At 71.4% G+C, this 19,414-nt stretch carries 18 protein-coding genes; 4 read left to right on the top strand and 14 right to left on the bottom strand.

The window, feature by feature from the left end:
• Window positions 1–306: 306 nt before the first annotated feature.
• Window positions 307–756 carry a carboxymuconolactone decarboxylase family protein gene (locus tag G6045_RS28135; protein WP_165334930.1) on the bottom strand — a complete coding sequence of 150 codons (450 nt, stop codon included), beginning with the start codon at window positions 754–756 and terminating at the stop codon, window positions 307–309.
• Window positions 757–837: 81 nt separating this feature from the next.
• Here G6045_RS28135 and G6045_RS28130 point away from each other — a divergent pair, with 81 nt between their 5' ends.
• Window positions 838–1,728, top strand: a complete 891-nt coding sequence (locus G6045_RS28130; RefSeq protein WP_165334929.1) for a sigma-70 family RNA polymerase sigma factor — start codon at window positions 838–840, stop codon at window positions 1,726–1,728.
• On the opposite strand, the gene G6045_RS28125 is transcribed toward G6045_RS28130, so the two are convergent.
• Window positions 1,685–3,193 carry an MFS transporter gene (locus G6045_RS28125; RefSeq protein WP_165334933.1) on the bottom strand — a complete coding sequence of 503 codons (1,509 nt, stop codon included), beginning with the start codon at window positions 3,191–3,193 and terminating at the stop codon, window positions 1,685–1,687. The genes G6045_RS28130 and G6045_RS28125 overlap by 44 nt on opposite strands.
• A gap of 136 nt (window positions 3,194–3,329) precedes the next feature.
• Here G6045_RS28125 and G6045_RS28120 point away from each other — a divergent pair, with 136 nt between their 5' ends.
• Window positions 3,330–4,157, top strand: coding sequence for a helix-turn-helix transcriptional regulator (locus G6045_RS28120; protein ID WP_165334928.1), 828 nt, complete (start codon window positions 3,330–3,332; stop codon window positions 4,155–4,157).
• A 48-nt stretch (window positions 4,158–4,205) separates the two neighbouring features.
• Here the strand turns inward: G6045_RS28120 and G6045_RS28115 are convergent, their stop codons facing one another.
• From G6045_RS28115 to G6045_RS28090, 6 genes are all read right to left on the bottom strand, one after another.
• Window positions 4,206–4,673, bottom strand: coding sequence for a S26 family signal peptidase (locus G6045_RS28115; protein ID WP_165334927.1), 468 nt, complete (start codon window positions 4,671–4,673; stop codon window positions 4,206–4,208).
• Entirely contained in the window at window positions 4,670–6,544 is a 1,875-nt protein-coding gene (locus tag G6045_RS28110; protein ID WP_165334926.1) for an ABC transporter ATP-binding protein, read from the bottom strand. Before G6045_RS28110 ends, G6045_RS28115 begins: the two co-directional genes overlap by 4 nt.
• Window positions 6,541–7,101: a TlpA family protein disulfide reductase gene (locus G6045_RS28105; protein WP_165334925.1), complete on the bottom strand. Its 561-nt coding sequence runs from the start codon at window positions 7,099–7,101 to the stop codon at window positions 6,541–6,543. The genes G6045_RS28110 and G6045_RS28105 overlap by 4 nt, the downstream gene beginning before the upstream one ends.
• A gap of 58 nt (window positions 7,102–7,159) precedes the next feature.
• Window positions 7,160–7,693 (bottom strand): MauE/DoxX family redox-associated membrane protein, encoded by a 534-nt coding sequence (locus tag G6045_RS28100; protein ID WP_165334924.1) that lies wholly within the window; start codon window positions 7,691–7,693, stop codon window positions 7,160–7,162.
• Window positions 7,694–7,775: 82 nt separating this feature from the next.
• On the bottom strand, window positions 7,776–7,955 hold the full coding sequence (locus G6045_RS28095) for a hypothetical protein (protein WP_165334923.1): 180 nt from the start codon (window positions 7,953–7,955) through the stop codon (window positions 7,776–7,778).
• A 73-nt stretch (window positions 7,956–8,028) separates the two neighbouring features.
• Window positions 8,029–8,559 (bottom strand): TlpA family protein disulfide reductase, encoded by a 531-nt coding sequence (locus tag G6045_RS28090; protein ID WP_165334922.1) that lies wholly within the window; start codon window positions 8,557–8,559, stop codon window positions 8,029–8,031.
• A 119-nt stretch (window positions 8,560–8,678) separates the two neighbouring features.
• On the opposite strand from G6045_RS28090, the gene G6045_RS28085 reads away from it, so the two are divergent.
• Window positions 8,679–9,476 (top strand): AfsR/SARP family transcriptional regulator, encoded by a 798-nt coding sequence (locus tag G6045_RS28085; RefSeq protein ID WP_165334921.1) that lies wholly within the window; start codon window positions 8,679–8,681, stop codon window positions 9,474–9,476.
• A gap of 18 nt (window positions 9,477–9,494) precedes the next feature.
• Here the strand turns inward: G6045_RS28085 and G6045_RS28080 are convergent, their stop codons facing one another.
• From G6045_RS28080 to ychF, 6 genes are all read right to left on the bottom strand, one after another.
• On the bottom strand, window positions 9,495–10,790 hold the full coding sequence (locus tag G6045_RS28080; protein WP_165334920.1) for a CehA/McbA family metallohydrolase: 1,296 nt from the start codon (window positions 10,788–10,790) through the stop codon (window positions 9,495–9,497).
• A gap of 107 nt (window positions 10,791–10,897) precedes the next feature.
• The gene (locus G6045_RS28075) at window positions 10,898–11,635 is read right to left on the bottom strand and encodes a GNAT family N-acetyltransferase (protein ID WP_165334919.1); all 738 of its coding nucleotides are present in this window, start codon (window positions 11,633–11,635) and stop codon (window positions 10,898–10,900) included.
• A gap of 46 nt (window positions 11,636–11,681) precedes the next feature.
• Entirely contained in the window at window positions 11,682–15,668 is a 3,987-nt protein-coding gene (locus G6045_RS28070; protein WP_165334918.1) for a trypsin-like peptidase domain-containing protein, read from the bottom strand.
• Window positions 15,669–15,674: 6 nt separating this feature from the next.
• A complete protein-coding gene (locus G6045_RS28065; RefSeq protein WP_165334917.1) occupies window positions 15,675–15,983 on the bottom strand; it encodes a trypco2 family protein in 309 nt (102 codons plus the stop codon).
• Window positions 15,984–16,123: 140 nt separating this feature from the next.
• Window positions 16,124–16,999 carry a trypsin-like serine protease gene (locus G6045_RS28060; protein WP_206344262.1) on the bottom strand — a complete coding sequence of 292 codons (876 nt, stop codon included), beginning with the start codon at window positions 16,997–16,999 and terminating at the stop codon, window positions 16,124–16,126.
• A gap of 190 nt (window positions 17,000–17,189) precedes the next feature.
• Window positions 17,190–18,278 carry a redox-regulated ATPase YchF gene (gene ychF / locus G6045_RS28055; protein WP_165334916.1) on the bottom strand — a complete coding sequence of 363 codons (1,089 nt, stop codon included), beginning with the start codon at window positions 18,276–18,278 and terminating at the stop codon, window positions 17,190–17,192.
• A 246-nt stretch (window positions 18,279–18,524) separates the two neighbouring features.
• Here ychF and ppgK point away from each other — a divergent pair, with 246 nt between their 5' ends.
• On the top strand, window positions 18,525–19,280 hold the full coding sequence (ppgK, locus tag G6045_RS28050) for a polyphosphate--glucose phosphotransferase (RefSeq protein ID WP_165334915.1): 756 nt from the start codon (window positions 18,525–18,527) through the stop codon (window positions 19,278–19,280).
• The last annotated feature ends 134 nt before the right edge of the window (window positions 19,281–19,414 follow it).

The raw sequence follows: 19,414 nt of genomic DNA, 5'->3' as shown, positions 1-19,414 counted from the left end.
GTGCCGGGGGTGTCGGGGGTGTCGGGGGCGGACCGTACGACAGTTTCTGCCGACTGCCGGCCGTCGGCCTGCACGGCGCCCGAAGTGACGAGCAGGGCGCCCAGCGCGAGCACCGAAACCTTCCACGCTGCTCTCATGCGTCAGCCTCACCTCTCGGATCAGATATCGCGTCTCGTATATGAGATATGGCGAAGGACGCGACGAAGCTAGGCCGGGCACGGGTATTCGTCAACGGCTCTGACAAACTCCGTTCCCCCAGGGCCTGGTCACCTGGGGGAACGTCAACTGGCGCCGAACGAGCCGGAGTTACCAGGTCTTCCCGGCCTGCTCCCGGATCGTGTGGTTGATGCGGTTGAAGAAGTTGGTCAGGGCGATCTCCAGGGTGATCGCGCCCAGCTGCTCCTCGGTGAAATGGTCGGCGGCCGCGTCCCAGATCTCGTCCGTCACTCCGGGGGCGCCGTCCTGGATACGGGTGGCGGCCTCGGTGAGCGCGAGGGCGGCCCGCTCCTCATCGGTGAAGAAGGGCGTCTCGCGCCAGGTGCCCGCGGTGTGCAGCCGCTCGTCCGTCTCGCCCGCCTTCTTCGCCGCGGTCACCGAGGCGTGGACGCAGGGTGCGCAGCCGTTGATCTGGCTGGCGCGCAGATGCACCAGGCTGAGCACCCGGTGATCCACACCGCCGGCGCCAATCGCCTTGTACAGGTGCTGGATCGCGGTGGTCACGTCGGGGTTCGGCGCGCTCTTCATACGTGCTTCCATCAGGATGCTCCTCACTCGTTACCCGGACCCGTTCGGGCCCGTCATCACCCATGACGGAGCACTTCGCAGGAAGGTAACAACATGCCCGAACCCCGCCCGGCCGAGCCGGTGGCGCAGGCCTTCGAGGACCAGCGCGGCAGGCTGCACGCGGTCGCCCACCGGATGCTCGGCTCGCACGCGGACGCCGAGGACGTGGTCCAGGAGGCCTGGCTGCGCCTCGCGCGGCAGGACACCGCGGCCATCGACAACTTGGGCGGCTGGCTGACCACGGTCGTCAGCCGGCTCAGCCTGGACGTGCTGCGCTCGCGCAAGACCCATCCCCAGGCCTCGTACGACGATCAGTTGCCGGAGCTCGTGGTGACCCTCGGAATCGACCCCGCGCCCGCCCCCGAGGAGACCGCGGCGCTCGCCGACTCGGTCGGGGCCGCGCTCCTCGTCGTACTGGAGTCGCTCGGGCCGAACGAGCGGCTCGCGTTCGTCCTGCACGACCTGTTCGCGGTGCCGTTCGACGAGATCGGCCGGATCCTCGGCAAGTCGACCGACGCGGCGAAGATGATGGCCAGCCGTGCCCGGCGCAAGGTGCAGTCGGCCGAGCGACCCGAGGAGACCGGGCCCGAGCAGCGTGCGGTGGTCCGCGCCTTCCTGGCGGCCTCCCGCAGCGGAAACTTCGACGACCTCCTGCGCGTGCTCGACCCCGAGGTCCGCCTGAGCGTCGACACCGGGGGCGAGCCGGTCGTGGTCCTCGGCGCCACCAAGGTCGCGGCCAACGCCCGCTTCGGCGCGGGCGGGGCCACGATCGGGCGCCCGGCGCTGGTCGACGGCCGCCTCGGGCTTGTCGCCTGGGGTGCGGACGGCCGGGTCATGTCGGTGCTCGCGTTCACGGTCACCGGCGACCGGATCACCGGCATCGACGTGGTGTCCGACCCGGTCAGGCTCGCCCGCCTCGACCTGCCGGCTCCGCCGCTTCCTTGAGCACGCCGCGGTGCACGGGGAGCCGGCGCAGGGCGACGGCTCCCAGCGCGACGTGCAGCACGCTCGCCACGACCACGACGACATGCAGCGCCATGACGAACGCGGCCTTCGCGTCCTGGGCCGCGGCCGGTACGAGGGAGGGCAACCGGAGGGTCTGGTCGAGGGTCGGGGCGAGGCCCGGACCCTCGAGACGGAACAGCAGCGCGGCGAGCGAGCCGAGGAGTGCGATGCCGAGCGCGTTGCCGATCTCGTTGCCGGTCTCGGCGATCGCACCGGCCGACCCGGCCCGCTCCGGGGGCACCGCCGCGACCGCGGTGTCCGCGACCACGCTGAAGGAGATCCCGTATCCCACCGCGGCGACCGTGGTCGACGCCACGTACCAGACGATCCCGCCCGAGACCGCCGTGGGGAGCAGCAGCAACAGGCCGCCCGCGATGGAGAAGTGGCAGACGACGAGCGCGGCCCGCTTGCCGATGCGGTCGACGAGCGCCGGCGTGAGCAGGCACGCGAGCGTGAGCACCGTCGCGCCGGGCAGCGCCAGGAGCGCCGCGTGCAGGACGCTCAGATCCAGTACGGACTGGAGGTAGATCCCCGACAGGAATGCCGTGGCCGACCACGCGGCCAGGGGCAGCAGGCCGGTGATGATCGCGAGGGTGAAGAGGCGGTCACGGAAGAGGGAGAAGTCGATCAGCGGGTGCGCGAGGCGCTGTTGGCGCAGCACGAAGTACGTGAGGGTCGCGCCACCGAGCAGCAGCGTGGCGAAGGGCAGAGGCGACATCCCCTCGGCGGCAAGGTGCTTGACGCCGTAGATCGTGAGCAGCAGCCCGCCGACCGAGGTCACCACGCTCGCCGCGTCGACGCGGCCGGTGCCGCTCGACCGGACCTCCCGCAGGAGAACCGGCGCGAGCAGCAGGAACGCGGCGATGACGGGGAGGTTGACCAGGAAGACCGACCCCCACCAGTACGGTCCGAGCAGGGCGCCGCCCACGATCGGGCCGATGGCGAAGCCGGCCGCGAAGGCGGCGGCGAAGATGCCGATGGCCTGCGCGCGGCGCCGGGCGTCGGGGAACAGTTCGCTCAGGACGGCGAGCGCCGAGGGCAGCAGGGTCGCACCGGCCACCCCCATGAGGGTCCGGCAGGCGATGAGGAGTTCCGGGTTCGGTGCGAACGCGGCCCCGGCGGATCCGAGTCCGAATACGGTCGCACCGGCCATCAGGAGCCTGAGCCGGCCGTAGCGGTCACCGATGCTGCCGAAGGCGACGAGCAGGGCGCCGACGGCGAAGCCGTAGCTGTCCAGGATCCACAGCGCCTGGTCGGCGCTCGGCGAGAGGTCCTGGCTGATCCGCGGCATCGCCAGGAACAGGATCGAACCGTCCATGGAGACGAGGAGCACCGGGCCGAGGATCACCGCGAGCCCCAGCCAGGCCCGCAGGCCGGTGGTGTCGGGTGGACGCTGTTCGGTCATGCCCGGGACGTCGTACGCACGCTGTCGAGTCATGCCGACGACGCTCCCGCGCGCTCCGAAGGGCAGCCATCCCCGTGCCGTGGGTACACCCGGCAGGTACACCCACGCGACCGGGCCGCGACCTAGGCTCGGGCGCATGGACAGCCTCGGAACGTTCCTCAAGAACCGTCGCGACCGGATCACTCCGGCCGAGATCGGCCTGCGCACCTACGGCACGTCCCGCCGCGTGCCCGGGCTTCGACGCGAGGAGCTCGCCCAGCTGGCAGGGGTGAGCGCGGGGTACTACACGCGCCTGGAACAAGGACTGGCCGAGAGCGCGTCCGGGCAGGTGCTCGACGCGCTCGCCCGGGTGCTGCGGCTCGATCAGGTGGAGCGGGCGCATCTGCACAATCTCGCCCGGCAGTCCGTACGTCCCGGCCTTGCCGAACCGCCCCGCGAGGAGCCGCACCCCCGCGTCCTCGCCCTGCTGCGCTCCCTCGGCGATGCCACGCCCGCGGTCGTCCTCGGCAGGCGCGGCGACGTCCTCGCGTGGAACCGCTCCGGGCACGCGCTGACCGCCGAGCACCTCCCGTACGAGGCACCGGAGCGCTCCGGCCGGCGCCCGTCGGTCCCGCGGATGTTCTTCCTCGACCCCCACGTGCGCGCCCAGTACCGCAACTGGCCCGAGCTCTCCCGTATCCACGTCGCCTACCTGCGGCTGACCGCGGGCCGCCACCCCACCGACGCCCGCCTCGCGGAACTGATCGGCGAACTCACCATGCACAGCGACGAGTTCGCCGCCTTGTGGGCGACGGGCGACGTGTCCGACTGCACCGTCGGCACCATGGAGCTGCACCACCCCACGGTCGGCGCGCTGAGCGTGGACTACCAGGTCTGGCTCCAGCCCGACAGCCCCGACCACCGCGTCGAGCTCTACACACCCAACGACCCTTCGTCGGCCGACGCGTTGCGCGTACTGACGTAGCGGCGCGGACGGGCCGGTGGGTCCCAGGGCCTGACCACAAGACAGACCCTAGGGCCGCCCGGCCGGTGCTTCGGAGCGCTCGGCTGCCCGGAGCCGGACCAGGACGGTGCCGATGACCTTGTCCTCGGGGCAGTAGCCCCACTGCTTCGAGTCCGACGAGCCCGGCCGCTCGCCGAGCAGCACGAGCATGCCCACCGGCACGCGGGGTCCCGCGCACCGGTGGGCCCAGTCGGGTACGGGCTCTCCTGCGACGGCCACGACATGCTTCACGTACCAGGAAGTGGGTGTGTCCCCGGCGGGCGGCCGCCAGCCGTGCTCGGGGTGGGGGGCGACCACGACCGCCATCCGGCCGGAGGCGAGGCGCCGCCGGCCGCGCAGCATCAGGACCCGGTCGCCGGGCATGAGCGTGGGCGACATGCTGTACCCGCGGACGGTCACGGCCACCAGGCGCCCGCGCAGCAACAGCAGCGCGAGCAGCGGCAGTCCGGCCGCGGTGAGGAGCGCGGCCGCGGTCACCGGACGGTCTCCTCGACGCCCTGGTCCACGGCGTACCCCTCGGCCTGCGTGGTGAACAGCTCGGCGTACGCGCCGCCCAGCGACATCAACTCCCCATGCGTGCCCGCCTCCCGTACGGTTCCGTCGGCGATGACCACGATGTGGTCGGCGGCGCGTGCGGTGCCCATGCGGTGCGAGACGAGGATGCTCGTCTCGCCCTGGCGCAGTGCGGTGAGCCGGTCGTGGATATGGCGTTCGGCGACCGCGTCGAGGCCGGTGCCGGGCTCGTCGAGGATCATGAGGTCCCGTCCGGAGCGCATCAACGCACGGGCGAGCGCGAGCCGTTGCCACTGGCCGCCCGACAACTGGACGCCTGCGGCGCTCTCTTCGGTGTCGTCGGGGAAGAACATCCGGCTGAGCATGGTGTCGTAGCCCTGCGGAAGGCGGTCGAGCGCCGAGTGGATGTCCGCGTCCGCGGCGGCGGCGTGGATACGGGCCGGGTCGCGCAGGGCGTCGAGGTCGCCGAGCCCGATGTTCTCGCCGGCGGTCAGGTCGTACTCCATGGGGTCCTGGAAGACGACGCTGATCCGTCGGCGCAGCAGGTCGGCGGGCATGTCCCTGAGGTCGGTGCCGTCCCAGAGGATGCTGCCGCGCTGCGGGTCGTAGAGCCGGCAGAGCAGTTTCACGAGGGTGCTCTTGCCGGCCCCGTTGAGTCCGACGACGGCCAGGCTCGTGCCGTACGGAATGGTCAGGTCGACGCCGCGCAGGATCCACGGTCCGTCGTCGGTGTAGCGGAACCAGACGTCACGGAGTTCGATGGCCCGGCTCAGGGGCGGCGGTTCGACCGGGGCGGCCGGTGCGGGGAGGTCGTCCTCGACCTGGGTGACGTACAGGAAGTGGGCGAACATCAGGGCCGTCTGGTGGCTCTGGGCAATGCTGGACACCAGGCTGATGAGCGCGCTCTGCACACCGGCGAGCGCGGCCACAAGCAGCGATACGTCACCGGCGCTGAGGCCGCCGGTCGCGGCCTGGTGCACACCCCACACGAGCGCCCCGGTGGAGACGGCCGCGCCGAGGACGGCGAGTGCGGTCTCGTGCCGTACGAGCCGCCGGTCGAGGTGCTCCTCCTGGCTGTTGATGCCGTCGAGGTCGTCGCGCAGCCGCTGGGCGAAGTAGGAGCCGAGCCCGTAGAGGCGGATCTCCTTCGCCGCCTGGGTGTCGGTGAGCAGCCCCCGGTAGAAGATCTGGCGGCGGGCGAGATTGCTGGTGCGCCAGAACATGTCCGCGCGGTGGCGGCTGTTGGCCAGCTGGGCGAACAGGGCGGGCACGGCCGCAGCCACCACGATCAGGGCCAGGGCGGGGCTGATGAGCAGCAGGCTGCCGAGGAAGCCCGTCATGGTGAGGACGCCCTGGGCGCCTTGGAGCGCGGCGGCGACGAGGCGATCGGCTCCCTGGGCGCTCTGGACGGCGAGCTGGAGGCGGTCGTGGAACGCGGGCTGTTCGAGCCGGGAAAGACCGCTGAGCCGGTTGACGGCTTCGAGCAGATCGCTCTGGGCGCAGGTGGCGGTGGCACGCCGGATCCTGCTGTCGGCATACGAGGCGACGGCCGAGCCGGCCGCGAGCGCCACCGTCAGCAGGCCGATGCCGGCGGCGGCCCAGGTCAGGTCGGCGACGCGGAAGCCGTCCGAAGTGAGGCTGTCCACCACGTACTTGAGCAGCCAGGACGCGGCGATGGGAGCCGTGCCCGCGACGACGACGGTGGCCACCCGGGTGGCGAGGGCACCCGGGCAGGCGCGCAGGGTGAGGGCGAAGACGGCGGCCAGGCCCCGCAGCACTTCGGTGCGGCGCGGTTTCGGCCTGCCGTCAGGGCCCGGTGCGGAAGGCCCGCTCATACGGTGGTGAGGTCGAGCGCGGTGAGGGAGCCGTTGCCGATACCGGTCTCGGTGACGGTCCCGTCCGCGTCCAGGAGGACGAACGAGGGATGGTGGCGTACGCCGAAGGTCTGGGCGAGCGGACCGTTCGGTGCTTCGACGGTGGTCAGCTCCGTGAACGGCGCGACCGCTTCGAGCAGCGGCCCCGCGGCATCGGGCGCGCCGTTGACGACGGCCACGACGCGGGCTCCCGCCGGGGCGTTCGCCTCGGCCCAGCGCTGGACGGCGGGAAGGCTCTCACGGGTGGGACCGCAGTCCGGGCGCAGGAAGCACAGAAGCGCGGGATGTCCGGCGAGAGTGGCGTCGCTGAACTCGCCCTGGGGCGTGTGCAGCGTGAACTGCGGTGTGTGGTCGCCCTCTTGTACGGCGAGGGCGGGCTCGCCCGGGGGCGCGGCGGCCCGCGCCTTGGCCGGGGCGGCGACGGCGGCCCGCCAGCGTTTGACGACCGCGACGGTGAGGAGGGCGTTCGCGAGGGTGATCGCGGCGAGCAGGGCGAGGCCGGCTACGGCGTAGCTCACGGGGTCGTCCTTTCGGGAGCGGCGGGGGTGACGAGGGCGCGGGCCGGGCGGACGGAGCTCAGCGCCGGCCGCTCGTGCCGGCAAAGAAGGCGGCGAGGTCGTCCGTGAAGACGGCAAGCACGGTGAGGTAACCGGCCGCGGCGGCCGCGAGGGCAAATGCCGGAGCGGTGAGGTCCGTCGAGGTGCCCTGGCCGAGCGCGATCGCGGCGCCGAGCAGCGCGAGCCCGGTGAGCAGTGCGTTGCGGGCTACGTGCCAGGAGCCCATCGGCACCGTGGTCCTGCTGCCGAAGCAGGGGCAGCCGGCGGTGGTGCCACGCCGCATGGCGGTGACCGCAACGGCACAGAACGCCGCGCACAAGGCCCCGGCGAGACCCAGGCCGGCGACCAGCGTGCCGGGTACGGCGAGCAGGACGGCCGCGAGGAGTTCGGCCGCCGGTACGAGAACGGTGAGCGCGGGCCGGGCGGACGCCGGCAGGAACGGGAAGCCGGCGAGCGCGGCGGCGAACGCGCGGCGGTCGCGGACCTTGGCGAGGCCGGCCACGGCGAGCGCACCGATCAGGGTCAGACGGCAGACGAGCAGCAGGTCGGACATGGTGACTCCGAGGGGTACGGGGGCCGGACGGACCGCACACGAAGGGAACGGGGCGGGCCGCACGCGGCCCGCCCCTCGGGTGTCAGCAGTAGCTGAAGGAACCGCAGCTGACCGTGCACTTGGGGGTGTAGCAACAACGGCGGCAGTGCTGGCCGTTGGAGGTCCACTGGGTCCAGCAGTCCGGCGGGCAGCCCGCCTCGGCCTCGGCCTTGGGCAGGATCCGCTCGATGAGACGGCCGGCCCCGGCCTTGAGTGTCCGCATGGTTCTCCTCTTCCTGTGGGGTGGGGATGTGCGTACTCCGCGGTGCGGCCGCGATCCACGGCCGCACCGGGGCTCAGGAGGCCGCCGGTACCGGTTCGCGGTCGGCGGCGGGGGCGGTGACGACACCGTCCAGGTAGCGCAGGAACGTGGGGAACGCGGGCACCTTCAGGGCGCGGAAGAGGCCTGAGGCCTCGGGGTGCACCACGATCTCGTCGGCGATGGAGCCGAGTTCGGCAGCCAGCGGGCTGCCGACGGCCTCTTCCCCCATCACGAGGGCCACGGTCCGGCCGCCCGACGCACGGGCGCGGGCGGCCTGTTCGGTGAACCCGGGAAGGCTGTCCGTACAGGCGGGACAGTCGTGGGAGAAGACGCCGAGCAGAAGCTCCCCGGCACCGAAGTCGTCCCGGGACAGAGTCCGACCGCTCAGCGCGGTGACATCGAACTCAGGGAGCTGGTCGCCGAGTTGAGGCCCTCCGTCCGCGAAGACCTCACGGCGGCGGACGGCTTCGAGCTCCTGCCAGCGGCGCAGGATGACGACGAGCAGGACGACGTTGAGCGCGGCGATGGTGCCGACGAGCACCAGTCCGGCGATGACGTAAGGCAAGTTCCGACCCCCTGGCGCGGATGGGCGCAGATGCAGGAGGGATCAGTGTGGAAGGTGGTGCCTGTCGGGAGAATGCCAAGATCTTGCCAGGAACATGACGGGGTGAGCATGATGCCGCCATGCTTGCCACGGGGTCGGATTTCCGGGTGCTCGGCACCGTCGAATGGACCGTAGACGGACGCCCGGCGGCCATCGGCCGCCGCCGCGAGCGGCTGCTGCTCGGCCTGCTCCTGGTGGAACTCGGCCGGCCGCTCCCGATGGACCGGCTCAGCGATCTGCTGTCCGACGAGGACGAACGGCCGCGTCCGAGGGCCGACTTGTACGTGGACGTGTGCCGGTTACGAGCCAGTCTGCGCCAGGGCGGCGGCGACGGCTGCGTACAACTGGTGCGCAGCGGCTCCACGTACACGCTCACCGGCGACCGGCAGCTGGTCGATCTGCACCGCTTCACCGACCTCGTCGGCCAGGCCCAGCGCGCCACGGCCCCGCAGGAGGTGTCGCGCCTGGCCTCTCTCGCGCTGGCGGAGTGGCGGGGCGGCGTCCTCGAGGACGTGGCCTCCGACCGCATACGGCACGGAGTCGGCGCGGCCTTCGAGGAGCTGCACCTGACGGCCCAACTCATGCATGTGGCCGCCGAGTTCGACCTGGGCAACTACTGGCCGCTCGCCGCGGAGCTGGCCCGCCTCACCGAGGACCACCCGCAGCACGAGACCCTGCTCGCGTTCCGCGCGGCCACCCTCTACGCGTGCGGCCGCCGCGCGGACGCGCTGAATCTCCTGTCGTCGGCAAGGGCCCGGATGACCGCTCAGCTGGGCCTTGACCTGACCCGCGAACTCAAGGACCTCCAGGACGCGATCCTGCGCGACGACCCCGTGCACCCGCGCATGTTCCGCCGGGGTGCGCTCGGCACCGTATGACAGGTGTCCCGCGCATGGTCAGGGCCGCAGCCACCAGGGACTCGTATACGCGACACCGAAGTCGTTGCAGGCATGGCCCGCCGGCCCCGGAGTGCCGTTGGCCACCGACGGATCGGAGACGCGCAGGACGACCCAGGCACCGTCGGCGGCGTTCAGCGGGACGGTGAGGTCGGCGACCGCGCCGTTCACGGTGTCGACCACCTCGACGACCGTCGGGACCCGCGTACCGGGCCGGAGCACCTGGACCCGCAGCGGCTTGCCCTCCCAGTCCGGGCCGCGATCGATGTCCACGAGGAACCGGATGTCGCCGGAGGCCTGCGGAATGGTGCTGCCCATCCGCACGCCGTTGGCCGTGGCGTCCACCCGCAGCCCGGAGACCCGCGTGGCGAACGAACGCCGGGCCCGCATCGCCTCGAAGACGGCAGCACGGGTGTTCTCGGTGACCCACAGACCACTGCGGCCCTTGCCCTCGTGGAACCCCCACGTGGTGCCGTGCTCGTCGGTGACGCCCGTGAGACCGGGCCGCCAGCCGGAGTTGAGGCAGACGCACAGGGGCGAGGCCTTGCCGGACGACCAGCCCTCGAAGAGGTAGTCGTCGGTGCGGTTGAACATCTCCAGGCCGACCATCTGCTGCAGCACCGAGGGCTTGAAGGCGAACTCGTTGAACCGTCCGGGCTCACGCCCGGGATGGTTGAAGCTGGCCAGTCCGCCGGGCCGGGCCGCCAGCCAGTTGTACAGGTTGCCGGGGCCCGCGGCCCTGAGCAGATCGGCGAAGTCGCCGGTGTTCCAGACGTTGATATGGCCCTCGAGCGGGCTCGACCACTCGAAGCCGCGCACCGCGGTGAACTGCCCCGGATCGTTGGCCGCGTCCGCGAGTTGCCCCTGGGTGCTCCACTCCCCCGAGCTCAGCCCGTCGATGGCGAACAGGGTCGCGTGATCCGTGAGCGCCGCGACATCGAGCCCGGCCTCGCGCATCGACCCGAACGCGGCCTGCGCCGAGCCGTCACCGTCGGACATCACGGTGTGGTTGTGCATATCGGCATGGACGAGCGTCGTGCCCTGCGTCAGCTTCGAGGTGCGCGAGGCGGCGACGAGCGGCACCGCGGAGCCGGCCTGGGTCGCATGGGCGGCCCGCGCGGTGCCGGGCACGGCGGCGAGCATCAGGAGCCCGCCGGCGGAGGACAGCAGGGCGCGTCTCCCGACGCCTCCGTGGTGGTGATCGACTTGGCCGTACGGGGTGGTGGAGTCGGCGTGGCCGTGACCGCGGTCTCGGTCGTGTCCGTGGTCGCATGAGTGCGCGTGGTGGGGAGTCATGGCGCGCAAGCTAGCGCGAGCATGCCAAGGGCGATACGGCCCGGAGCGTACGACGGGGCAAACACTTCCGTACGGGCCAACTCACCTTGCCGATAAGGGCGTTGGCCTTACTTGGAGGCCCACCAGGTGGAGTCGGCGAGGGCGGTGAAACCGAGCGACTCGTACAGCGGCCGTCCGAGCCGTGAGGCGGTCAGCGTCACCGGCAGATCCGCCATGGGCGCGAGCGCACCCAGCATGACGGCCCGCCCGACACCGCGGGAGCGGTGCCCCGCCGGGGTGCCGACCCAGTAGAGGCTGCCGATCCCCTCGTCGACGACGGTCACACAGGCACCGACCGGCTCACCGTCGAGCACGGCGAGGAACACGTCCACACCCGGCTGCTCCAGCAGCGCCGGAGGGAACAACTCCCCGGGGCGGTGGGGCTCGAACCGGTCGAGCCCGAACCCCGCGATCACCATCCGCTCGGCGGCGTGCAGGTCGTGGGGCTGCCGTACGCGGGTCACGTCCATCGCGGGCGGCCCGACGGGACCCGGCTCGCGCAGCATCACCGGCATCTGCCAGTTCCTCAAGCCCAGATGGCCCAGGTCGGTCGCGCCGAACGGGTCCTCGGCATCCACCGGGCCGCTCGCGCGCTCCGCAAGCCCGGTCAACTCGGCGAGCTCCGCCGCGTCGAGATCGGGCTCCTGCACCAGGAACCGCGTCCCGGCCCGCTCATCACCGAGCACGGCGAGGAAGCCGCGGCGGTGCACCACCTCGTGACCACGGGACTTCCCGGTCGCGGCCCAGAAGGCGGCGGAGTTCCGCGCCTGGCGCCGGGCCGCCGCCTCACCGATCGCACGGGTCATGGACCACTCACTTTCACTCCGGCAGGTCGACGCCCCAACCTACTGATCACCCGTTCCCACCGAAACGGAATTCGGGGAACGGAGCATCCTGGACGGTCCCGTACCACGCGGCCTCCGCCTCCTGCCGGTTCGCCCGCGCGGCCAGGGCAAGGACCTCCCAGGCCTGCGCCTCCAAGGTGGACAGTCCCAACTGGCGCGCGTACGCGATGCCTTGCACCACCGCGCGGACCGCATCGCCCACCCGCCCGGCCAGCCGATAGCACTCACCGAGCATCAACAGCGGCGGGACCAGGCCCCGTCCCCCGCCTTCCCGGGTGCGCCGGTACAGGGCGGTGGCCAGGCGGAAGGCCGTCTCAGCGAGGTCGACCGCGGTCTTCGGGCGGTCGCAGTCCGTGACCACCCCGATCAGGCGCGCGAGCTTTCCCCCGAACGCCTTGAGCATCCAGTTGTCGAGGTCGCCGACGAGCCCGTCGCACAGTTGCGCGAACTCCACGATCTCCTCGAGGACGTACTCCCGCTTGGACGAATCCGCCACCATGTTGAAGATGTTGCAGAGTGCGGCCGCCATGTTCGTCCGCCACTCGACGTCCGCCTGGTCGGACATCTCCCGTAGTACGGCGACCAGTTCACGGGCGTACGGCACGGCCTCGTCGTAGCGCTCGGCCTCGGCCAGCCGCCGCACCGCGTCGTTGACGGCCCACAGCAGGTGGGAACGCACCTCGTCGGACCGGTCCACGGGGGCACGCTGCAACACGATCAGCGCCTCGATCGTCTTCAGCGCACCGGACGGATCACCCGCCGCGTCCAGGTGATCGGCAAGGGCCGTCAACGCCCGTGCCAGGTAGGGCTCATAGAGCCGCCGGTCGACCTTGCAGAGGTTGCGGTACAGGCTGACGGCCTCGTCCGCCTGCCGCACGTCGCGGGGCTCGCCCGTGCCATGGTCCATGACCATGTGCATGGCCTTCTCCTCACCCGAAGCGTCGGCTACCGGCAGATGCACGGTCGTGACGAGCGCCGGCAGATACACCCAGGGCTTGGACTCCCGCAGATGACCGTAGAGCTGGCTGACCAGCAGGGCCACCTGCGTCACCTGGCGCGAGTCGTCGCCAGGGGTCCTGATGCTGCGGGACATGAAGCTGCGCACCGACGAGACGAAGTGGGGGAGATGAGCCGCCGGGTTGCTGCGGGTCAGCGACTCGTAGATCTCGACCACCTCGTACGCGGCCTCCATGGCGCTCGGATCGCCCGCCACCCAGCGGAAGCCGACCAGATTGTGCAGGGAGAGGGCGAGGCCCGGGAGATGGATGTCGGGGCGCGCGGCGGCCAGTTCACGGCGGACGGCGACGACTCGTTCGCCCTCGGCCAGCGCCTCGTCGTGGCGGCCTGCGTGGTGCAGCGCCGTGGCCAGGTTCGCCTGCCAGCGCGCGCGGTCGGCGCGCAGGCCGTCGGTCGCGCCCCGCCCCGCCGTGCCCTCCGCTTCCTCGGCGGCGACGAGGGTGTCGTACGAGCGGGTGACCCACGCGATGCGCTCCACCGCCTCCTCGTGCCTGCCCAGCTCCATCAACCGCAGCCCGAGCGTGCCGATGGCGCGGAGCAAGGGCCCGATGGACAGGTCCTCGTCCTCAAGGGAGTTGAGGGTCTCGAAGGCCTGCTGAGCGCGCTGGGCCGCTTCTCGCGTCCGTCCGTTCGCCGCCAGCTCCACCGTCAACGCCTGGTACAGGCTGGCGAGTTCGCGCCGATGCTCGGCACTGTCTGCCGGTAGCGCCTCCCGTAGCGCGACGGCCTCCTCCAGGTTCCGCAACGAGAGGCCGCGGCGGCCCACGCCCTCAAGCCGCGCGCTCTCGTCCTGCAACGCGCCGGCCAGCCGCCGGCGGTTCGCCTCCGAGCCGTCGGCGGCCACCGCGCCGCGCCAGTGGGCGGCGACGTCCGCGGCGATCTCGGCCGCGAGGTGGGCGAGCCGCTGGCTGTGGAGCGGTATCGCGTCGACGAGCCGGACGAGTTCCGCTGTCGCGAGCCTGCCGCGGTCGAGCCCGGTCAGGGCGTCGAGCAGCGGGCCGGGGTTCTCCGTCTCGGCGACCACCCGTACCGCCTCCGGCAGGTTCTCCCCCAACGCGGGGACCAGCGCCCGGACGCGGTCGTCGACATCGCTCTGGTGCAGCCCGGCCCGGGCGAGCACGGTGAGTCCCCTGCGTATCTGCTGAGGTGCACACCGTTCCACCATGCTGCCGAGCAGGTCCGCGCCGTTTCTGAGCTCGTCCGCCACGAGGTACTCGGCGAGCAGGTCGGGCTGGAGCGAACCCCAGTAGGCCCCGGCCTCCCCGCTCGGCGCGGGATAGAGGTCCTTCAGCCAGAGGCGGATGCGCAGCTGCTGGTCCTCGTCCGTGGCGGACAGGCCGGGCAGTGCGGCGAGCAGCCGCTCCGCCTGCGGCTCGTCGGCCGCGCCGTACAGTGCGGCCGCGGCCACGGCCCGCCGCTGGGTGCGCTCGTGCGCCTGGATGCCCGCGGCCCTCGCCGCCTTGCTCCAGTACCGCTCCTCATGGTCCAGGATCACTTCCTCCGCCCGGCGGTCGCCGATGTCGCGTGCGGGCTCGAGGAGGGCGGCGAGCGCCTCCATCTGGACGGCCAGCGCCGCGTCGTAGCGCTCGTGCCGCAGATCGGGCGGAGCCGGCTCGGGGCTCCGCCAGCCGGGCAGAGCTGCCTCCAGGCGTACGGCGAAGTCCGTCCAGGCGTCCTCGTAGAGCTGCCGCCTGCCCTGCGGTGAGCGCTCCAGCGGGGCGAGTTCCGCCACTTCGGCGGTGTGCAGCAGCTCGTCGGACTGACGGCGGACCTGCTCCCACCAGTCGCCCGCCGAACGGGATATGAGGAGCAGCCTGAGGGCCGTTCCGTGCTGGGCCGAGGCCATGGCGTCGACGAGTTCCTCGATCTGCCCGGGGCGGTCGAGGGTCCGGCGCGGCCTGGTTTCGGCGTAGTCGACGACGAGAAGCGTGGGCCGGGCGGCCTGCCTGATCAGACCGGCGACGGCCGCGGTGTCCGCGGGCGTCGTCGCCTCCAGGAATCCGCAACTCCAGTCGGCACCCAGGCGCGTCATCAGCTCCAGCGCGAGCCGGGTCTTGCCCTGCCCGCCCGGGCCGCTGAGCATGCGGACGGGCGGGCTCGCCTCCTCGCCGCACCAGTCCATGAGCCGGCGGAGCTCGTCCTCCCGTCCGTGGAAACGTGCGGCCTTGTTCTCGGCCCGCAACAGCGATACGGGAGAGAACGAGCTGCTGGGACGGCGCGCGGGCCTGGCGAGGAACGGACTGAACTCCACGGGTTCGACGGACGGGCCGGTGCCGAGTGCCGCGCGAAAGCCTTGATCGGCGAACAACGTGTCGACCGGGCGGCAGACCAGCCGGCCGTCGCCCGCGGGCCCGGTCGCGAGGACCACCGCGGTCACCAGTCCGTTGCACAGCACCGCCGCGCCCGACATGCCCTGCCAGGCCGCCCGGCTCAGCGGGTGATCCGGCCGTACGAAGAGGTATCCGGCCCGCGTGCCGGTGCCGGGAACGATGCTGCCCGGCATCCGCTCCAGGTCTCTGAGCAAGGTCCCGGGGGTCTCCGTCGCGTACGACTGGACGGCGGCGAACCCGGTGAACTCGCACCGGACGTCCGGGGACAGAGTGGTCAACCGCCCCCAGCGGGCGGCAGGTTCGCGGCGGTTCGCCGCGTCCGACTCCGGCTCCGGCACTGGCTCCGGCTTCGGCTTCGGCTCCGAGAGCGGCTGTTCGGTCGTCAGGAGGGCCACGTCATGGGCGTCGGTGCCGTCGGGGTCCGGCCAGACGACCGTGGCCTCACACCACTGGCCGCCTGCCGCGGAACGCGTCAGGATGCTCGTGCGGTGGCGTACGGCGCGGGGAGCCTCCTGGAAGATCCGGTCCGTGTCGCGCACCCCGGCGGCGACCACGTGCAGCGCGGTCAGCACATGCCGGGGGCCCACCAGATAGCCCGAGCCGTAGCCGCCGTCGCACCACACCTCCACGACCCGGCCGTCGATCACCCGCGGCTACCTGGGAAGCCCGGTGACCGAAGGGTCCGACACGTGGGGCGACCCGCCGTTCACCGTGTCCTTGGGCTTGAGCACGAGCTTGACGCGATGCGCCGTGGCGGTCGAACTCCCGTGGCCGGCACCCGCACCGACCACCCACACCTTGACGCTGCCCTCCCGCCGGTCGTCCTCGGTCACGGTGACCGTGAACTCCAACTCGATGTCGCCGAGCTCGAATTGGATCCGCTGGCCGACGGATCGGCCCATCGATTCGCCGAGTTGCTCACGGATCGCATCGACCACCGCGGTCAGTTCCAGCCCCGACATGACGCCCCCACCCTGGTGAGTGATCCCCCGATGCCCGCCCTACCCGTCAAGGACGAAGAACCAACCGCTCCGGTTGCGTGACAGACGCGGCCGGCCCGGCAGGACAAGGCACTTGTCCTGCCGGGCCGGCGCGAGATGCGTCAGGGCAGAGCGACGTACGGCGCGAGGAACGCACGTGCGCCCGGAGTGTCCAGGCGGTACGTGACATTCGTGGCGTAGCACGGTGTGTCACCGGTGATCGTCGTGGACACCAGGGTCCGCTTGCCGCCCAGCGTGGCGAAGTTGGGGCCGCCCGAATCCCCGTAGCAGGCACCGCCGTTGCCCTGCGGCGCGGTCATGGCCAGGCGCACCCAGGCGTCGTTGAGGGCGTTGAAGGTCACCGGTGCCTTCATGCGCACACCGCCACCGGGGTGGGTGTGGCCGCCCGGTCCGCGCCGGGCCTCCTGCGTGCCGTATCCGGCGACGACGAAGTCGGTGGAGTTCAGGCCCTGCGCACCGAGCGCGGACAGCTGGCCGGCCTTCGGCAGCGTGGCGGGCGTGAAGGACCAGCGGGCCTTGATCGCGGCGGCGGACACCTGGACGACGGCGATGTCGTGGGTGTCGGACGCCGGACCCGGATAGGCGGGGTCGTGATGCTCGACGCCCGGCACCGCAACGGCCTTCGCGACGGCGGCGGGATCGCCCGGGTACTGCCCGGCCGCCTTGTCGAGCGCACCCTGCACGTCCTGTTCCAGGGAGACGTAGAACTTCACGTTCTCGGGCCAGTCGGTGGTGCAGTGCGCCGCGGTGAGGAACGTATCGGCGTCGACCATGGTGCCGGAACACACCCAGTCGACCCGGTCGGGCGTCGCCGGGTCGCCATCGGCATCCCAGGTCGCGACGAGCGCCCCGACCTCGGTGCGCTCCGGCGCGGGCGTGGCGTTGTAGGAGTTGATCGCCGACGAGGGTACGGCGACGGCGATCACGGTGGCACAGGCCGCTGCGGTGACAGCCGTGGCAGCACGTATACGGGACAAGTCGAACCCCTCTGGTAAGTGGAACGTGATTGCCCTGTGGGGGATCCACAGTGAAGCGCCCACGCTCCACCTTCCGCAAGGGCAGGAGGCGTCGGGCAGGCAGCCCGATGCGCCTGGCCCGACTCCGGGGCCGACAAGGAAACGGCCGCATCCCCCGTAGGGACGCGGCCGTTTCACGTGCGGAATGCCGTCAGACGTTGAAGCGGAACTCCACCACATCGCCGTCCTGCATCACATACTCCTTGCCTTCCATCCGCGCCTTGCCCTTCGCGCGGGCCTCGGCCACCGAACCCATCTCGACCAGGTCGTCGAACGAAATGACCTCGGCCTTGATGAAGCCCTTCTGGAAGTCCGTGTGGATGACGCCGGCCGCCTCGGGGGCCGTGGCGCCCTTCTTGATGGTCCAGGCGCGGGATTCCTTCGGGCCGGCCGTCAAGTAGGTCTGCAGGCCGAGGGTGTTGAAGCCGACGCGGGCGAGGGTGGCGAGGCCGGGCTCCTCGGCGCCGACGGACTGGAGGAGCTCGAGGGCGTCCTCGGCGTCGAGTTCGGCGAGGTCCTGCTCGAGCTTCGCGTTCAGGAAGATGGCCTCCGCCGGAGCGACCAGGGCGCTCTGCTCCGCCTTGAAGGCGTCGTCCGTGAGCTCGTCCTCGTCGACGTTGAAGACGTAGAGGAAGGGCTTGGTCGTCAGCAGGTGCAGGTCGTGCAGGAGCTCCGCCTTCTCCGAGCCCTGGAGGATGCCCGCGGAGAAGAGGGTGTCGCCCTTCTCCAGAATCTCCTTGGCGGCCTCGACGGCGGCGACCTTCGGGCCGATGTCCTTCTTGATGCGCGACTCCTTCTGGAGGCGCGGCAGGACCTTCTCGATGGTCTGGAGGTCGGCGAGGATCAGCTCGGTGTTGATCGTCTCAATGTCGTCCTTGGGCGAGACCTTGCCGTCGACGTGCACGACGTTCTCGTCCTTGAAGGCGCGGATGACCTGGCAGATCGCGTCGGACTCACGGATGTTCGCGAGGAACTTGTTGCCCAGGCCCTCGCCCTCCGAGGCGCCGCGCACGATGCCCGCGATGTCCACGAAGTCGACCGTCGCCGGGAGGATCTTCTGCGAACCGAAGATCTCGGCGAGCTTGGTCAGCCGCTCGTCGGGCACACCGACCACACCGACGTTGGGCTCGATCGTCGCGAACGGGTAGTTGGCCGCGAGGACGTCGTTCTTGGTCAGGGCGTTGAACAGGGTCGACTTGCCGACGTTGGGCAGACCGACGATTCCGATCGTGAGCGACACGTTTGACCGACTTCCCGTACGTACGTAATGGGTGATGAGTGAGGGCTACACAGGCAGCCCTCGCGGGCGGGCCGACACACCAGTTTAGGGCCGCCGCGGGGTGGGTGCGGTCCCGGCTGTCAAGGCGGGCGGTCCGGGAGGCTGCGGAACGGACGGTCAGGCACTGGGACGGGCGTTCTCGGCGTTGTGACGGGCGTTCTCGGCGCTCCGGACGTGACCGACAGTGGTCCGACGTAACGTGGAGGAATGGAGACAGAGATCTTCGGTGTGGACATTGGCGGGTCCGGGATCAAGGGCGCCCCGGTCGATCTGGCGCGCGGGGACCTGTCGCAGCCCCGGCACAAGGTGCTCACACCGCATCCGGCGACGCCCGAGGCCGTGGCCGGGTGCGTCAGCGAAGTCGTCGAGCATTTCGGCTGGTCGGGGCCGGTCGGTGTGACGTTCCCGGGGGTCGTCACGGGCGGCTCCACGATTCGTACGGCCGCCAATGTGGACAAGGGCTGGGTCGACGTCGATGCGCGCGAGCTGCTGAGCGGGGCCATCGGGGGCCTGCCGGTGACCGTGCTCAATGACGCGGACGCGGCCGGTCTGGCCGAGATGCGGGTCGGCGCCGGCAAGGGGCGCGGCGGGACGGTGATGCTGCTCACGTTCGGTACGGGGATCGGCAGCGCGCTCTTCGTCGACGGGCGCCTCGTGCCCAATACGGAGCTGGGGCACCTGGAGCTGCACGGGCACGACGCCGAGAAGCGGGCGTCCACGAAGGCGCGCGACGACGAGCAGTTGACCTGGGAGCACTGGGCCCGCCGTGTGCAGAAGTATCTGGCGCACCTGGAGATGCTGTTCTCGCCGGAGCTGTTCATCATCGGCGGCGGTGTGAGCCGCAAGTCCGCGAAGTTCCTGCCGTTGATCGAGGGGATCAAGGCGGAGCTGGTGCCGGCCGAGCTGCTCAACAACGCGGGGATCGTGGGCGCCGCGATGGCGGCGCACGAGGACCACGCCTAGGGCCACGCCTGGGACGGGGTCATCCGAACGCAACGCCAAGCCGCGCCAAAAGCGCGTGTCCCACGCCCGTAATGCCGCGAAGGCCTGCCTACGTTGGGTCGGTGGAGCAACACAGCACTCGGCCCGCCCGTGAC

Source organism: Streptomyces mesophilus (assembly GCF_011044995.1).
Lineage (GTDB): Bacteria > Actinomycetota > Actinomycetes > Streptomycetales > Streptomycetaceae > Streptomyces > Streptomyces mesophilus.
Note: the sequence above shows the minus strand (reverse complement) of the source record. Positions and strands in the feature narration are given on the sequence as shown.

Bases quoted from the DNA above. Each gene is read 5' to 3' on its own strand.
- G6045_RS28120 (WP_165334928.1), top strand. From the start codon at position 3,330: ATGGACAGCCTCGGAACGTTCCTCAAGAACCGTCGCGACCGGATCACT.
- G6045_RS28085 (WP_165334921.1), top strand. From the start codon at position 8,679: ATGCTTGCCACGGGGTCGGATTTCCGGGTGCTCGGCACCGTCGAATGG.
- G6045_RS28100 (WP_165334924.1), bottom strand. From the start codon at position 7,693: ATGTCCGACCTGCTGCTCGTCTGCCGTCTGACCCTGATCGGTGCGCTC.
- G6045_RS28095 (WP_165334923.1), bottom strand. From the start codon at position 7,955: ATGCGGACACTCAAGGCCGGGGCCGGCCGTCTCATCGAGCGGATCCTG.
- G6045_RS28075 (WP_165334919.1), bottom strand. From the start codon at position 11,635: ATGACCCGTGCGATCGGTGAGGCGGCGGCCCGGCGCCAGGCGCGGAAC.
- G6045_RS28125 (WP_165334933.1), bottom strand. From the start codon at position 3,193: ATGACCGAACAGCGTCCACCCGACACCACCGGCCTGCGGGCCTGGCTG.
- ppgK (WP_165334915.1), top strand. From the start codon at position 18,525: ATGGAGACAGAGATCTTCGGTGTGGACATTGGCGGGTCCGGGATCAAG.
- G6045_RS28110 (WP_165334926.1), bottom strand. From the start codon at position 6,544: ATGAGCGGGCCTTCCGCACCGGGCCCTGACGGCAGGCCGAAACCGCGC.
- G6045_RS28130 (WP_165334929.1), top strand. From the start codon at position 838: ATGCCCGAACCCCGCCCGGCCGAGCCGGTGGCGCAGGCCTTCGAGGAC.
- G6045_RS28065 (WP_165334917.1), bottom strand. From the start codon at position 15,983: ATGTCGGGGCTGGAACTGACCGCGGTGGTCGATGCGATCCGTGAGCAA.
- G6045_RS28135 (WP_165334930.1), bottom strand. From the start codon at position 756: ATGGAAGCACGTATGAAGAGCGCGCCGAACCCCGACGTGACCACCGCG.
- G6045_RS28080 (WP_165334920.1), bottom strand. From the start codon at position 10,790: ATGACTCCCCACCACGCGCACTCATGCGACCACGGACACGACCGAGAC.